Annotated in this window: 17 protein-coding genes; all 17 read right to left on the reverse strand. The window is 43.2% G+C overall.

Translation table 11 applies throughout. From position 1 onward, the window contains the following. Complete coding sequence (locus BLR83_RS03735) at nt 1–324, reverse strand: hypothetical protein (RefSeq protein ID WP_074560441.1); 324 nt, start codon at nt 322–324, stop codon at nt 1–3. Between the two features lie 23 nt (nt 325–347). After that, nucleotides 348–4,208: a hypothetical protein gene (locus BLR83_RS03740; protein WP_159427751.1), complete on the reverse strand. Its 3,861-nt coding sequence runs from the start codon at nt 4,206–4,208 to the stop codon at nt 348–350. Then, nucleotides 4,114–4,365: a hypothetical protein gene (locus tag BLR83_RS03745; RefSeq protein WP_074560445.1), complete on the reverse strand. Its 252-nt coding sequence runs from the start codon at nt 4,363–4,365 to the stop codon at nt 4,114–4,116. The genes BLR83_RS03740 and BLR83_RS03745 overlap by 95 nt, the downstream gene beginning before the upstream one ends. Before the next feature lie 11 nt (nt 4,366–4,376). After that, complete coding sequence (locus tag BLR83_RS03750) at nt 4,377–5,504, reverse strand: hypothetical protein (protein WP_074560446.1); 1,128 nt, start codon at nt 5,502–5,504, stop codon at nt 4,377–4,379. Nucleotides 5,505–5,518: 14 nt separating this feature from the next. Further along, a complete protein-coding gene (locus tag BLR83_RS03755) occupies nt 5,519–7,210 on the reverse strand; it encodes a phage tail protein (RefSeq protein WP_074560448.1) in 1,692 nt (563 codons plus the stop codon). After that, nucleotides 7,207–8,757, reverse strand: coding sequence for a distal tail protein Dit (locus BLR83_RS03760; RefSeq protein WP_081340989.1), 1,551 nt, complete (start codon nt 8,755–8,757; stop codon nt 7,207–7,209). The genes BLR83_RS03755 and BLR83_RS03760 overlap by 4 nt, the downstream gene beginning before the upstream one ends. Beyond that, the gene (locus BLR83_RS03765; RefSeq protein ID WP_074560451.1) at nt 8,757–11,606 is read right to left on the reverse strand and encodes a phage tail tape measure protein; all 2,850 of its coding nucleotides are present in this window, start codon (nt 11,604–11,606) and stop codon (nt 8,757–8,759) included. The genes BLR83_RS03760 and BLR83_RS03765 overlap by 1 nt, the downstream gene beginning before the upstream one ends. A 161-nt stretch (nt 11,607–11,767) precedes the next feature. Further along, nucleotides 11,768–12,103 carry a hypothetical protein gene (locus BLR83_RS03770; RefSeq protein WP_074560453.1) on the reverse strand — a complete coding sequence of 112 codons (336 nt, stop codon included), beginning with the start codon at nt 12,101–12,103 and terminating at the stop codon, nt 11,768–11,770. A 47-nt stretch (nt 12,104–12,150) separates the two neighbouring features. After that, entirely contained in the window at nt 12,151–12,504 is a 354-nt protein-coding gene (locus BLR83_RS03775) for a tail assembly chaperone (RefSeq protein WP_074560455.1), read from the reverse strand. Nucleotides 12,505–12,558: 54 nt separating this feature from the next. Beyond that, on the reverse strand, nt 12,559–13,044 hold the full coding sequence (locus tag BLR83_RS03780; RefSeq protein ID WP_074560457.1) for a phage major tail protein, TP901-1 family: 486 nt from the start codon (nt 13,042–13,044) through the stop codon (nt 12,559–12,561). 17 nt (nt 13,045–13,061) lie between these two features. Beyond that, nucleotides 13,062–13,451, reverse strand: coding sequence for a hypothetical protein (locus BLR83_RS03785; protein ID WP_074560459.1), 390 nt, complete (start codon nt 13,449–13,451; stop codon nt 13,062–13,064). Next, nucleotides 13,441–13,791: an HK97-gp10 family putative phage morphogenesis protein gene (locus BLR83_RS03790; RefSeq protein WP_074560461.1), complete on the reverse strand. Its 351-nt coding sequence runs from the start codon at nt 13,789–13,791 to the stop codon at nt 13,441–13,443. Before BLR83_RS03790 ends, BLR83_RS03785 begins: the two co-directional genes overlap by 11 nt. Further along, nucleotides 13,788–14,105 carry a hypothetical protein gene (locus BLR83_RS03795; protein ID WP_074560463.1) on the reverse strand — a complete coding sequence of 106 codons (318 nt, stop codon included), beginning with the start codon at nt 14,103–14,105 and terminating at the stop codon, nt 13,788–13,790. The genes BLR83_RS03790 and BLR83_RS03795 overlap by 4 nt, the downstream gene beginning before the upstream one ends. Further along, nucleotides 14,102–14,446: a phage head-tail connector protein gene (locus BLR83_RS03800; RefSeq protein ID WP_074560465.1), complete on the reverse strand. Its 345-nt coding sequence runs from the start codon at nt 14,444–14,446 to the stop codon at nt 14,102–14,104. The genes BLR83_RS03795 and BLR83_RS03800 overlap by 4 nt, the downstream gene beginning before the upstream one ends. 8 nt (nt 14,447–14,454) lie before the next feature. Then, nucleotides 14,455–14,607, reverse strand: coding sequence for a hypothetical protein (locus tag BLR83_RS09955; protein ID WP_195978636.1), 153 nt, complete (start codon nt 14,605–14,607; stop codon nt 14,455–14,457). Nucleotides 14,608–14,620: 13 nt separating this feature from the next. Beyond that, the gene (locus BLR83_RS03805; protein ID WP_074560467.1) at nt 14,621–15,670 is read right to left on the reverse strand and encodes a major capsid protein; all 1,050 of its coding nucleotides are present in this window, start codon (nt 15,668–15,670) and stop codon (nt 14,621–14,623) included. A 4-nt stretch (nt 15,671–15,674) separates the two neighbouring features. Beyond that, a complete protein-coding gene (locus BLR83_RS03810) occupies nt 15,675–16,052 on the reverse strand; it encodes a hypothetical protein (protein ID WP_074560469.1) in 378 nt (125 codons plus the stop codon). Between the last annotated feature and the right edge of the window lie 6 nt (nt 16,053–16,058).

A 16,058-nucleotide genomic window follows, 5' to 3' on the forward strand; every position in this document is an offset into this window, starting at 1 on the left:
CTATTCAGCGTCTGGCAAGTTCCAATCTGGATTGCCGTCTTCGTCAAATTGCATGATGTAGCATTTTGCGTCAGCGAATCCATCAAGTGGAAGCGCAAGGATTGAACCACCGAATTTTGAAATACCGACGACATTGCTGAATTCTTTAAATTGACGTTTGCCGTTAATCACAACCGGTTTACGTTCATGCTCGATGTGCATGTACAGGTCGTAATTTCCTGCAATATAGCGCACATACTCACCGTTTTCTTTCATATAAGTGAGCGCTTGCGCCAAATCGAAAGGTTGTGTGATTTCGTCTACATTGATAAGTTCTTCTGCCATTTTGTTTATCTCCTTTTTTAAAATTAATAACTAAATACTAAAGTGCCGCGATAATTTACATTAGCCTCTGCGTTTAAGACGTGCAAGCTACCATCCGAATTAAGCTGGATGTTACGGTCATGGTCTGGCATAACTGACCATGCTTTGGCTGTCATCATCAAAGATTTTTTAGTAAATTCTTGCGGTATGCCGCCAATCGTGTGAGTGCCTGCACTGTTAAATGTCACATCGTAGTTAACAACCACTAGACGACCTTGAATCATGTACTCACAACCGCTGACACCTGTTGATGTCCAGTCTGTGTAGTTAGACGCTTGGAAGTTCAAATAACCAGACGACGTCATAGTCAAACGACGTTTTAATTCGCTATCAATCTCAAAGCGGATTGCGCCAAAGTCAGGGTCAGACAGACCGTAATGCACGACGTTCTCGAGATTGTCATTGTAATCAACAACAAGAAAGCGCAATTCGCCAGCCTGCAAGACTGCTAGCGGCATATCTGTCGGCGTGGTTTCACTACCGTTCTTGCGCTGAATCGCGCCAGACGATGCGAAAGCGTGGTTATCAAGAAACAAGCCTTGCTTGTATGCTGGGCGATTGTATGTGCCCCAACTGTCGGTCGCGCTGCCTGCTGTCTTATTCTCTTGCAACAAGAGTGAGCCACCACGAATAGCGCCTAGATTTGAGTTGACTGCAGACAAATTGTTAACGTTTAGCTTGTTGGCTGTCACTGCGCCGTCAACAATCATGTTTGCTGTAACTTGCATTTCGTCCGCAATGATTTTGACACTGTTAGCGTCTTGCGCAATCATTGTCGCAAACTTATTGCCGTTAATGGTTTTGCCGACTTTTGTCACAAAACCGTTATTATCAAGATTCAAGCTAGCACTCTTAACCGTCGTACTGTCTAGCGTGTTAACACCAACTTGTGCTGCGTCTGCTTTCGAGACAGCTGTATTCGCTGTCGCCTGCGCATTGCTTGCTGCAGTCTGTACACTTGACACGCTTGCGGTGATTGCGTCGGTTGTTTGTTTGATTTCCGACTTGGCTTGTGCGAGAGCAGCGTCACTAATCGTGTCTTCAGGCGCTAACATATAATCATGATATACATTGCCTTTTTCAACCATGATTTTGCCGTCGTTGTACAATCGTGCTGAAACACGCAAGTATTTTGCGTTTGCTGGTACTGTCAGCGTTTGCTGTACACATTGATAATCAGAGGTGTAGTTTCCAGCTTGCCGACCACCATTCAACGTTTTATCTTCGTTGTAAAACTGCCATGCTCGCCAGCCCTGCTGATTTTCGGTCAATGTAGTCCAGACTTGGAAAGCATACTTCTCACCTACTTCGACAGGAATATAGTCGGATGTGCGCTCTTTATATGTCGCGCTTGCTGCACCTAGGTTTGTGCTACCGTACGCTAAGAAACCGTCACTTGAATTTGCAATCACATAAAGATTTTTAAAATCTTTGCTTGTCGGAATCCGCTCATTCACACTACTAATCTGGCTGCTCAACTGGTTAGCTGTTGCTGTCAAATTGCTTTCGGCAGTCGTCACACGACCAGACAACGAATCAAAATCAGATTGCGAAACTTTCGCTTGCAAACCTGTATTCAATGCGCTGATTTGAGTCGTGTGTGTGCTGATTGTTTGTGCGTTGCTGTTAGCGGTAGCTTGCGCACTATCAGCTTTGCTTGTAGCTGTCGAAATGCCAGATTGCAATTCAGTTTTGGCTGTGTTTAGTTCTGTTTTAGTAGCAAGCAAGGTCATGCCGTCGGCTGTTTGCTGAATTTGGCTAGATAGCGAGCTGATTTGTGTAGCTGTATCTTCAGGTGCTAGGCTGTAATCAGTTGCAACACTGCCTTTTTCAAATTTTAGCTTTCCATCACTGTACAGACGTGCTGAAATACGAATGTATTTAACGCCCGCTGGCATAGTGATAATGTGTTGGAAATGTGAAACATTGTCTTCGTCTGTTGTCACATTAAAACCAGGCGTTTGACGGTTGTTAATTGGTTGCTTGTCAACGTCATAATATTGCCAAGCTCTCCACGAATAATTACCATCTGGCACGGTGAGCCAACCTTGAAAGACATATTTCTCGTTTTCGTTAACACGAATAAAATCAGATGTGACTTCCTTATTTACCGCATTTTGACCACCTAAAGCAGCGCCTCCAGTTGTTGGCAAGAAACCTTTTACAGATGTTGATTTGATGTATAGATTTTGACCGACTAGTGAACCAGCTATCTTCCCCTCAACTGCTGACACTGCGCTTGTAATTTGACCGGGAACTGCATTAATTTGCGTTTGCAGACTACTTACATTGCCGTCAGTCGTTTGCAGGCTTGATTGCAAGCTAGCGACCGCTTGGTCGTTGCTTGCTTGATAGCTGGCAAGATTAGCTGTAGTTGTGTTCGCAGTCGTCTGAACTTGTGACAGTGTTGCTTTTGCACCAGACAAATCTGTTTCAATGGCGCTTGTTCGTTGCGTAATGCTCGTGATGTCATCAGTATTGTCATCAACTGTCTTTGTCAGTTCTGCCACCGTCGTCTTCGTCCCATTCGCGGTTTCTTCAACGGTTGAAACACGACTGGTTAAATCTGTTTGTGCAGCAGCTTGCGCTTGTAATTGGCTTGCTGCGTTTGACAAACTGTTCGAAACATTGGTTAAATCAGCACGCAACGAATTAGCTTTCGAGTCAATTTCGCTGATTGCTGCAGTCACGCCAGTCGTGTCAGCGTCAGCACCTGCGATTGATAGATTGACGGGTTGTGTGACCTCAACACTGCCGTCAGAGTAGTAAATGTACTCGTATTTCCAAAGATAGCGCTGTTGCTGCGTCGGGACTAGTGGTGTGCTAGACCAACCTAGGTCTTCGGGTGCTTGGCTGTAGTCGCTAACTAACTCGCCGCTTTCTAATTTTGGCTTATAAAAAGCTAGATACGTTCCGCTGTTGCGAAAGTCTAAAACATTATGCAATCCGTACCAATCAAACGCACGAAGAGCAATATCCTCTAACTGCCATGTGCATGTTGACCAGAAACGGTAAGTAGTGTCGCTAAGTTGTTCGAAATAACCTCGTTTCTGATTGTGTCCTTGGCTAGTAAACCAAGAATTTTGAACCTGCCCGCTCGGATTAAACGTTGCGTCTGTGTCAATCAAAATCGACTGCGTATAGGTCATGCCTTTAGTTGGCTTAAAATTATAAAATTGACCTTGTGGCAAGATTTCAGCCGCTTTTGCTGGGTCAACATTTGGGTCTGTTAAATCCAGATAAGCCCATTTCTTATCATCGTCCCAAGTCGTGTTGGTAATACCATAACCCATAGTAAACGGTTTGTCTGTGTTTTGGATAAGGTTGCGGTTAAAAAGTTTCAAACTATCGTCAAACGACGGTTCGAAGCTAGCGCTACCAGCTCCAGCCTCAAACATCATGTGACCATTTCCAAAACTTCGATAAGACAAGCGAATATAGCAAGCGTTCGCTGGTGCTGTTATCGTACGTTTGCCATGCTGTTCACCGTCTGAGCCATATTCACCATACCCACCACGGCTGCCGAACGGTTTTTGATTGCTATCGTAAAACTGCCAAGCGTCCCAGCATTTTTGACCCTCGGACACTGTAGCCCACCACTGAAAGGTATAGGTTTTTCCAGCTACGACTTGGATAAAGTCTGTAGTACGTTCGCCTTTTGCATCTGGTCCTAAGATTTGACCTTTCCCGTTAGCGTCAAGCCAACCTTTTGATAATTTACTTTCAACTACAAGGTTCCCTAACGCACCTTCATTCGTTAGCTTGTAAAACGTCTCCCTTCTGGTTTCCGCTCGCTCGTTTAGCGTCATCAACGTCGTTTGATTCTTCGCTATTAACTTGCTCATCTTTTACCTCTTCCTGTTCTTCATCTTCAATCCAGCGTTTAATTTCGGTTGAAATTCCATAAGTTTTGAAAATAACTCGAATGGCTTCTGACTTCGTCATAACAGGCACGTCGATAATTTGGCGTTGTTCAGCAATTACTACATCTGCTTTAATCATGTGTGTTCCTCCTATTCCCAAACCTCGCAATTAAACATTGCTTTAGCACTGATTTCGCTGGCAGCAACAGTAATGGATTTACCTGTCTTGTATTGGTTTCCAGAGCCACCGAAACTAGTGTTTAACACACCGTTTTTATCAAACTTAGACCATTTGTAAGTCTTCGATGTGTCTGTTCCGTCAGCGTCCAACTCTTCGCCATTTTGATACAAGCGAGCTTTTAAAACTGTCGAACCTTGACCGTTTTTAAAGATGTTTCCAGCACTTGAGTCAATAATGAGCTGAATCGGGTCTGACATATCCAAAATAGTTACGTTACCAGTCGATTTTTGACCACTGTTGCCACCGCTTGATTTATCAATGCAGACGACTTTAAATGTTTGAGCGTCCACGACTGCTGCAGGTGTCACTGTCAAAATACCTTGGCTGGTTGTGTTCGTGCCTGGTGCTACGTTAGGTGTTTGACCTGTAGTCGTACTTGAGCATAGGTGCCAGCCGATTCCGCCGTCGGCGTCGTAGCCAGTTGATGAGCTACCAGTCACGGTAGTGTCAAGGTAGAAAAACTTGAATTGCTTGTTGTCGTTTGATAGCACATTACCTTTGTAAAGATCTGCATTTACTGTAAGACTTGCGGGCAGATTGTTTCTAAACGTATTTCCGTTTCCAGCATATACATTCAAAACGTTAGCCTCTTTACCGATTTGAGTTACAAATAAATCGATTTGTGCATGAAATTGCACGTCTAGATCTGTCACTGGGTCTTTCCAAGTCCCGCTCGCCTCAAAACGTTTTGAACCTTTTGACGGGTCGATATTAACTTTAGTAGTCAAATTCTCATTGTGAGTTCCAGACAAATACTGGTTGTCTGTGCTAGTAGTTGATGTAATTTCAGTCTTAGTCGCACCATCGACCACGTACCATTTGACTTTCCCGACATTTCCTAATACTGTCGCTGACGAACCAGCTTTAGTAAGGTTCAACGTCAATGTTTGAGCACTTGATGCGTATGACGGATTGTAAGTTGCAGCCGTCTGACTATAAAGCTGTGTAGTTGCTTTATTCGCTGTGATGAACGCGTTAAGCACTGGTGCATCTGATAAGTCCACGACCGTGATTTGGCCACTTGCTACTTTTACCATTTATTAATTCTCCTTTAACTTCTTCTTCCGATATATTCAACGTCACAAAAAAAGCTTGCTCTTCTGAACAAGTCTTCTTGTGTTAATTTAATTGTCTTTTGAGAGTACGAATGCGCTCGATTCCACAATTCATCGGGTGTTTCGTCATCCTTGACTTTCGTCCATATGTAACTAAATTCAGTTCCATCTTTGTCAATCTCTTGACCACCACGCCACAAAGTAGCGGTTAAATTCGTCGAGATGACACCGTTTTTAAACACGTTCCCGTTTGATGCACGTACCTGCAATTCGATTGGTTCAACCAAATTAATCAGCGTCGCTTCAGTTTTGGCAACTTCCTTGCCGTCGATAATCGCACTAATAATCAAAACTGCTTTGTCATTAATTGCATTGCCGTCAACTGTTAACGCGCTTTGATTGCCGATGACATCACCTTCAAGTTTCCACTGCCACTGGCACTCGACATCTTTACCAGCCTTTTCAAGCCTTGCGTCGATTGTGGTTTGACCGTCGTAATTTTTAAACGTTAGACCATTGTCGCTGTTAAGTCGAATCGTGTAAGGCGCTGCGTCGTTTGCTAGTTGCTCGACTTGTTTTAATAATTCACTAGCGACTTGCGAATATTTCCGCTCGAAGTTCGTAAGTGTTGACTTCGTAACTTTACCAGTGATTAAATCCTCTGTAAGCTCTGAAATACGTCCTTGCACGTATAGCGGTGGGTTGTAATGCACGTCGTCAATCAATGTGCGTGTGTCACCGACGTCGCCGTCAACGGCACCCTCAATGTCGTATGTGATTTCTGGCACGCAAATCTTTTTAAGTTCACCGAGCATGTAGCCCCAGAGCGCTTCTTTCGTGCTATATTCGGTTTCTCCAAGTTCTTTGATAATCCAGTTATCATTCGATTTTTTGCCGACTGACGGGTATTTATCACGACTTTGAGGCGCATAGACTGTCATACCGTTTGAATAGTAGAGCAGATTGCCGTCATCGTCGTAGACTTTCTTGTTCAGCCCGTCAATGGTCAATCCATCTTTACCAGTGGCACGTACTGCTGTGCGTAACTCTTTCAAATTGTCGCTGTAATTAATGACTTTAAGCTCACGACCAACTCTAATCGGACTTGCTGCACGATTAGAACCAAGATTACCTTTCTTATAAACGTTTAAAACTTGACGTTTCAACGAATAATCTTGGTTGAGTTCGACAGTAAATTCAAGCTCTGCGTCGAAACTGTTCGCAATTGAAAAAAGACGTGCCAGAATCGTGTCTGTGCCCGTCCATTCCAGCTTGATACATTTATCTGCTACTTCGTTAACACCGAGCTCTAAAGCGTGTTCTGGGTCGTAATAAGCGAGGTATTCAGTAAAGCTCATTGCATTAGCTGGTTTGTGCGCACCTCGCTCTTCTTGGTTAAGCTCTAGACCGAGCGAATAAGCTGTGATTTCGACCTTATAGCCTTTCTTTTGCAAATCCATGATGTTCAGCCAGTGGGCTTTTTGCTTGTAGATAAAAGCAAGTTTGCAGCCAGTGCGAATTGTGTCAATGTCTTTTGAGCTGTACTCAATCGTCAAAATGCTAGCAGAACCAGCCAAAAAACGCTGCAAGTTGGCGCTGTGGTAACGAATACCTGCGATGTTATCAAAGAAAGCGATATTGTGAGAATCTGTCGAATCACGAATTGCAATACGTACATTATTTATCAAATGTATACCTCCTTGATTATTGCTTTGGCACTCTCAATTTCCGCAAAACTAGAAATATTAAGCTGTACTTTTGTCGTTCCTGGCGGAACTTTAAAGTACATCGTGCCTAAAATTTCATCGTCTTTCTTGATTTGATTATTGACACGAATTTCACCTTTTTCACCATCAATCTCAATGACGGCACCGTCTGGATAGCGATTTGGAATATCTTTCCAATAAGGAACGTGTAGTTCTTGAAAACTAAAATCATTTAGATAATGATGTGTCACGAACTGTTCTGTAGTGCTGTTTGAACCTGCGTAGTTTCCGACATAAAACTGGATGCGTTTCGCTTTCTTGCCGTTTAATTGACTAGCCGAAAATGGATAGTAACCGCCATACCAAAAGAACTGAACACGGTCTTTCTCCTTGACAAGGTCAAACATGTTTGAATTGCGGTCGATAGACTGCGCGCCATAAGGGTTGGGCGGAATCCAGTATGACGGTGTGAATTTGATTTCTTTCTTGACCATACTTCCGCCGTTACCGTCACCAACTAAAAAACGCACGTAAGCTTCGTTACGTGTGCGGTCATTCTTTTCAATCGCCATACCAGCTAGCAAATGATTATCTTCATCAATGACCGCAAGACACCATTCACCGTTTTGACTGACCAAGCCAGTTTCAAACCAAGCCCTCGCCCAGATGTACCATTGCTCGACCGGTGTCTCTAGCACGTACTCCTTGCAAGCGCCATAGCTAAATGCTCCAGCTGTTCCGCTTGTTGTAAAGCTTGACGGCATTAGTCCTAGACGTCCACCGAACGCGCTATCTGACGTCATCTGCGTTGTTACGATTTTGTTTGGGTTTTCGTAAAACACATTTCCGTCTGTCCAGTTGGCGAAGTCGCCTTTTTGATTGCTTGTGATAAGAACGTTCTTGCGGTCAATATAACCGTCTTCCTCGTCGTATTTACCGTACTGCAGCAAACCATAAGGACTGGTAATAGCCACATAACCAGATTCTTTCTTAAGCTTGATTTCATAGCTCACATATGCGTCTTCGCTACCGTCGTTCACGATTTCAGCTTCGTAAACACCAAAGTCGTTTTTTGTAAAGTTAAACGAGCGAGTGGCAGACACATGTGCCACGCCGTCTGGAACAAAGAATTTGATTGTTGTTTCATCGTACCAGTCAGAAATGTCTTCTAACTCAACGTTCCCAGTTGGAATAGCGTTGTAATAGCGATTTGGTTCATCTGGCAAGACAAGTTCGTGAGGCTCGCGGGTGTTTAAAATTCTCGCCAGCTGATCGCGTAGCTCGCTCAAATCTTCTCGAACAGTCGGTGTGTATTCGATAGTGTCAAAGAATTGCGCCCCTGCCATATCGCGAGAAGCGAGAGAGACGGTTACTTCAATGGTTTTTGCACCAAAAGTAACCTCTTGTAACTCTTCCCCCGTCCCGAGAATGTCCTCGGTAGTGAGCTTGCGCTCGTTCCCGATTGTGCGTTTCGCTTTTACAAAATTAAAAAAAGGCGTTAAATCAACGCCGTTATATGAAAATGGCATTATTTAAGCCCCCTTACTAAATTATTAATAGTTTGTTTGTTAGTTAAGTAACTGTTCATGTCATCGCCAGTTGCGCGTGCAATCTCACGACCGTCAATGTTTAGAACAGTGTCACGAGTTACCGCACGTCTAACTGTGTCAATTGCTTGTTTGATAACTTCCAGTTTTTCACCTTCTTGATTGCGGTAAGTAACCTCGATGTTGTTTGAGTAACTACCGCTTTCGAATTGATAGCTGTAATTATTCGTCATCATGCCAGCAATTTGTGCATTAAAATCAGCAATATTGCTACGCAATTGTGATTGAAAATCTTGAATATTGTCAGCGATTGCTTTCGTGTTGCTTTCGACACCAAGCGTAACCGTTTGAGTAGGATTGAAGTTCTCGAAGATTGCTGTCACGTTCCGTACAGTATTTTGAACTTGTCCAAACATGCCGTTTAAGCCTTCGTTCAAACCTTGCATAATTGCTTGACCTGCAGGTTTCAAAAGCACTCGGTCGTAACTGATAGGCCCTTTGTGAGCGCGAATCCAGTCGGCAATACCGCCAACGAAGCTTTGGACTGCCCCGAAAGCTGATTTCAAACCGCCTAAGAACCCGTTCATAATAGCTTGACCTGCGCCTGCTAGATTGATATTAGCTAAACCATTTAAAACACCGCGAACAGAACCGACTACAGAACTAACACCGCCTACCATGCCATTAAATGCGCCTACAGCACCAGAAACAATACCGTGAGCAATACTTACAACAGAACCTCTAAGAGAGTTCCATAAGCCGACCACAGCACCTACAAGACCGCTGACAATGCTTGATACCCCAGCTCTCAGGCTGTTCCAAGCGTTTACTGCGCCATCTCTAATGCCATTCGCTATATTTACGACACCACTTTTAAGTCCGTTCCACAAACCGACTACACCATTAACAAGACCGTTCACAATGGTTGTGACAGCTGTTGACAATGTTTGCCATGTTACTTGACCTGCAGCAAGAATAGCGCTCCAAATTCCCGAAAGAATTCCAAGGAGACCATTCCACGCCATGCTTACGCCTGTTGTGATGCTTTGCCAAATCAACTGCAAGTCTGAACCGACTTTGCTAAAATTACCTGTGATTAAATCACAAATAATCAGCACTGGCCCCATAACAATAGCTTTAATTATTTCCCACGCGCCTTGAAAAACTTGCTTAACACCGTCCCAGATTTGAGAGAATGAAGCTGACAAGTTTTGCCAGTAGTTTAACATGATATCGATGAACGGTTGAATGATAGGTAAGACAGTAGCTTGTATTGTTTGCCAAGCTGTGCTAAAGATTTGTGCGACACTGTCCCAGAGACCGCTAAAGAAATCTTTAACTTTCTGCCAAACATCTTTAATGCCGTTCGCTGCATCTGACGGGCCTTGTTTCATGCCACCCCAAAGATTGTTAAACCATTCTGTCACGCCATTCCAGAGGTTTGTAAACCATGTTTTGATACCGTTCCATGCGTTTTTAAGCCCGTTGGCTGCCGAAGTTGCTGCGTTGATTATCCCTTTGAATACAGAGACAATAATGTTAACAGCGTTGCTAACGATAGTGACTGCAACCTTAAATACTGACGCAATCACTTTACCGATAGCTTGAACAGCGCTCCTGAATTTAGCTGATGTATTGTAGAAATACACAAAAGCCGCTACTGCAGCAACAATAGCTATAACAACCCACGCCCATGGACTAGCCAGCAATTGAACAACAGTAACTAATATTTTGACGCCTGCAATCACCTTGCCGATAATCATCAAAAATGGGCCAATTGCCGCAACTGCCAACGCTATTTTTATGATGTTATCTTGTTGAGCTGGTGACAATGCTTTGAATTTTTGAGCCAATTCTGTAATAAACTGCGCTGCTTTCTTGATGTATGGCGCTAAGCGCTCACCAATCGCAATAGCAAAGCCCTCGATGGCTGATTTCATACTACGGAATGCGCCGCCGAGGCCACCTTCCATGGTGTTAACCATTCGCTTGGTTGCGCCTTGTGAGTTATCAATTGCGTCAGCTAGTTTGTTGAAGTCTTTATCTGATGAGTTAATAATCGCTAACCAACCAGACATGGCTTCCTTACCGAAGATGGTTGCAGCTGCAGACGCTTTTTGAGTTTCCGAAAGTCCGCCCATTTTTTCGCGTAAATCGCCCATGATAGTTCGGAAGCTCTTCATATTTCCTTGACTATCCGTTACAGAAATGCCCAAAGCTTTCATAGCTTTTTCTGCGGATTCTGAAGGATGGACCAAGTTAACCAAACCAGCACGCAATGCAGTACCAGCTTGAGAACCTTTAATACCACTGTTCGCCATTAAACCAATAGCGATAGCGGTATCTTTCGCATTGAATCCTAATGAACCTGCGACCGGTGCTACGTATTTAAATGTATCACCGAGCATTGATACGTTTGTATTCGCGCTTGAACTTGCTGCAGCCAAGATATCCGCGAATTCTCCGGCTTGTTCAGCTTGCATACCGAACGCGGTCATTGCATCTGTTACGATGTCGGAAGTTGTTCCGAGATTTTCACCAGAAGCGGCAGCCAAGTCTAAGACTGCTGGAATACCAGCCATAGTTTGTTCGGCACTCCAACCTGCCATTGCCATGTAGTTCATACCCTCAGCGACTTCGGATGCACTGTAGCGCGTGCTAGCACCTAAATCTTGCGCTTGCTTACGCATTTGCATATACGCCTTGCTTGATGAATCTGCAGCAATTCCAGATGTTGCAGCTACCTTACGCATGGAATCGTCGAAAGTCGTGAACGTTTTAACAGAAGCCCCCATACCTGCCATGATCGGCACGGTTAGTTTCTTATTCATTGAACTTCCGACCTTCTCGAATTTATCGCTTATCGCGCCAAGTTTGTCTTTCGCGTTGTTGGTAAACGTCTTAAAAGAACTGCTGGCTCTGTCTAAGTTGCTTGTAAAATTTGAGGTATCCGCTTTTAAGACGGCTTCGACTGTATACGAATTAGTTGCCACTATTTGTTGCCTCCCTCTTTAAGAAATTTCTGGCGGCGTCTTGCGATTGCTACTAAATCGCTGTTAACCGCATTCCCGTGCCCGTTTCCGAGCACTGCATTACGTTGTTTAGCTTCGTTATAAAAGTCTTCAAACTTGCCATAAACGTATTGTTTGCCACTCTTGTCAGTGGCTTTGACTAATCTATTGAGGTAAGCTTGCAAATATAGTTCTCGCTCTCTGTCTAATCGTTGCATTAAGTAGCCGCGCTTGCGAACGTTAAACTCTTCAATGGTCATGCGCTTGGCTTCAGTTAGCGAGCTAACGCCATACAAACCAATAGCTGAGGCAAGCATGTCTTCATAGACTTGTTTGCTGCTGTTGGCTAAGGTTGTTTTGTTGTTTAAGCTTCCGCCACCATTGTCAACATCTCTTTGACTTTTGATTTCGTCAACGGTGCATTGGCTAACGCTGATAAAAAATCATCAAACACTTTATCCAAGTCTTCTTGACTTTCAAGCCATGCTTCAACATCTGTAAGACGTGGGATTTGTTTAAGTGTATGTGTTGCAGCCAAGATAATGTCAGCCAAAACGACTGGGTTTTTGTCTTGGATGTAGATAACCGCACTAGATAGCCCCATGCCGAAAGTAGCACCAGATTCGTTTGTAATTTGATAACGTTTATCCATTTCACGGATAAAATCAATACCGAAGTGCAAATCGTATTCTTTGCCGTTGATTTCAATTGATTTCATTATATTTACTCCTTACCTCAAAAAAATAAGGGGCTAAATAGCCCCACAAAAAAGTTATTCTCCAGCGATTTCTATTGTGTCAGCAAACGCATAGTTAATCTCTGCGATTTGTTCGCTTGACAATGTCGCAAAACCATCTACTGGTTTGCCCTCGATAGCCATTTCAGTTGAAATTGTTTCAAGGTCTTCAACGTTTTCTGGAACTTCCCAAGAATTAAGCGAACCTTGCGCATAAAGCGCTGGATATTTGTTGCCTTGTTTAGTCCCTGCGAGGTCAATTTCCCAAACTTCAAGCTTGTAGCCGTTGACCACTGAATCTTTCAACATCAAGTTCAATTCATCTCGTGTTGCTACTGCTTCGATTGAAAGTGTAACTTCAAGCCCTTTGTCTGAAATGATTGAACCATCTTTAGTTTTAGTCGCATCATTTTTGCGTTCGTATTTCCATTTATGTTCCGTTTGCAAAGCTAGTTTAGCCGCTGCTGTGCGGTCTCCTAGCTTACGGAACATCAAGATTTTATCTTTACCACGATTAGCCATGTTCGTGTGTTCCTCCTTTAAATAAATTTAAATCTCAAGTCCAGAACGCCATGATAAAGCAATTCTGGAGTTGAATCGTCTTTGATAATTTGGCTGGAACTTTCATATTCCATAAACCATTGCCTACTGCCTATTTTTTTAATGTCGCTGAACTCTTCCATAAGCTTGCCAACCCAATCAGAAACAAGTTTCCTGTCATCTGCAGTCCCCCAAACATCGCATTGAACTGCGACTTCACCAATCAGTCGAGTTTTGGTCGGCTGTGGGATAATCTGCGTATAAGCCACGACCATGAACGGATAAGGCTCGTTATCGTCTGGCAGAAATGGAAATGCTGGCAAACCTAGAGCAATAGACCGTTTAATTAATTCGTCGTGTATTTCTTGGTCTGGTTGTTTATTTGACAATGCCTGCTCTCCTTAAATCGTCGATAAATTTTGGCTGTATTTCGTTAAAAGCTGGCTGCATAAATGGTTGTGCTTCCATTTTTCGCGTTCCGACTTCGAGATAGCCAGAATAATCTGTGCCCGCTTTTACTACCGCACGCAAACCATTGCTCGCTATATCTAGTTTGATAGAACGTTTAGTCGCACCAGTTGAATAGCCTTTTTTAAACACCGCTTTTTGTTGTGCTTTCCGTTGCAAATCAGCACCGTTTTTCTTAACGACTTCTCTGTAAACCTCAGTGCGTGCCATTTTTTCGAGCGAATTCAGCAACTCTTGGTCACCTTTAAACGTCACGCTCATTCGTGGTTCACCTCACTCAAATAGATAGCCTCGCGGCGCTTGTAGAAGCTTTTGCGGTTAATGATATAGAAAGTCTTGCCGTCAACTTTAACGCTCTCTACAGAGCCAGAAATAGGCTTGTTAACGCGCATAACTTTAGCACCGACATTCAACTTATTGTTTAAGAGCTGGTTTTTAAGTTGCAGACCCATATCAGAAACAAAACAAGGGACAACCACTTCTTGCGCTGCCCCCTTGTCCATTCGTCCTGTTTCTGCGTTGTAAACTGGTTTACCGCCCTTTAAAACAAGCGTTGCTCTATTTGCTTCTCTCATAAAACAAACACCTTTCCGTTCTTTGCCTTTCCTGTCGAGAATTCCTTTTGTAAAAGGTCATCATAAGGCAAGAATTCGTATTTGATGTCTTCATAAGAGACAGAGTGCCCTTCAATTGTTTCTGATGTTGCGCCTTCTGCGCCTCTGCGGTTGAAACGTTTAATTGTGCAATCTTCAATGATAAAGCTAAATTTATCTTCGATAATGTCAGTGCTGTAAGCCAATTTGAAATGGTCACAGACTTTTGAAATCAATCGTCTCAATACTCTATCTTGAACATTGTCACTTATATCTAAGTCCTCTTTAACGTTTGCCAAAACTGTGTCTTCAAATTCAGCCATAAGCACCTCTATTCAGCTTTCTTTTTAGGTTTAGCTTTGGTTTCTTTTTTTAAAAAACCTGCTTTTGTTAATTCTTCGACACGTTCGCCAACGTATTCAGACCCTGCTGGATAGATTACGTCAGTGAGCTTGTCTCGGAAACCTGCGATAACTTTTGCCATGTTATCACCTGCCTTAAACTTCTGGCACGGTAGTCAACATGTAAACGTCATCAAGGTTTTTGAATGATGGAAGTGCAATCATTGAGACTTTAGTTTCAACGTTGACTGGGTCCGTTTTAGTAGTTGTTGTTACTGCAATACCAGTGTCAACAATTTCAACTTTAGCATTTGTTACGCTGCCACCAAGCAAATCGCTTTCTTCTGGTGTAGTACCAAAGACTGTTTCACCGAGTTCTGCGTTAGGTGCAAGAGTGATATGACCGTCTGGATAGTATTTTTTAACAACGCCGTCAGCGTCTTTATAAGTTTGGTTTTTAACAACAACTGTCAAACCAAGTTCGCTTTCAAGATAATCAAAAAGCTCTGATTTTTTAACCGCTGCTGCGTCTGGCGCAGTTGGTTTAATCAAAGCTAGAGTACTTTTTGCGTTTTTAATTTGGCTCAAAGTTTTTGAGTTAAGGATAATCACTTCTGCAGTTGAACCAAGTTCTGCCAATGCATTAACTGCAACTTCAATATCTGCAAGCGGTGTTGACGTTGCTAGGTCTGTCCATGCAGTTTGGACTGTTCCTTTGTGCGCTGGGTCAACATGGTAGTCAAAGTCTTGTGCTACACCGTTAGAAATAACACCGATTTTACCAGTGGCAAGAACTTGCATGCGCATAGCTTCAAGTCGCGCGTGCGCACCAGCTAGCAAGGCTGCGTTGTCGTCAAAGATACCAGAAACAACTGTATCAACAAGCGCTTGGTTACCAGTTTGAGCGATAACGTTCAATTGTTGACGGTCTTGTTCTTTAACAAGCAATGATTCTTTGAAGAATGGCATTTCTTGTTCGTCAAGAGTGACGTTCATGCGTTCGCGAAGTGTTGCTTTAGTGTCAAACGCAGATGGTTTCAAAACAACTGGGAGACCTGCAGAACCTTTTACAAGCGCAAGTTTAAGTCCGAGCTGTTTGCGAGCTGGGAAGAATTTTTCTCCGATTGTTGAATCAACTTCACGTTGACGTGCGTTCCAATAACCTGCAAGGTTTGAGGCTGTGACTGTATCGTAAATTAATGGCATATGATTAAGCTCCTTTCACAAATTGAATATGAGGTAGTTTAGCTTTGACGTTAGCGTCTACTGTTCCTGCTCCAATTTTGTCTTCTCGCAAAGTACCACGATAGACAAGTGAAGCAACTGCGTCTTTATCTGTTACGTCAACGTCGTAAAGCAAGATTCCGTCAACATAAGTAGCTTCTGACGGATTAGTTTCAACTTTTACTTTTTTAGTGCGGTCTTCAAAGATTGAACCGCCGACACCAGAGAGAATTGCTCCAGCTTTTAGAACAGTTCGACCATTTTCAACGACTGTTCCTGTTGTTGTTTTGTCAACCAAAACTGAAATCGCTTCGTAAGGTGTGTTGTGAAGAATTTCAGTGTTCCCGAAAAATGTTTTTGGCATATTATG

This window comes from Streptococcus equinus, assembly GCF_900101445.1.
Classification (GTDB): Bacteria; Bacillota; Bacilli; order Lactobacillales; family Streptococcaceae; genus Streptococcus; species Streptococcus equinus_B.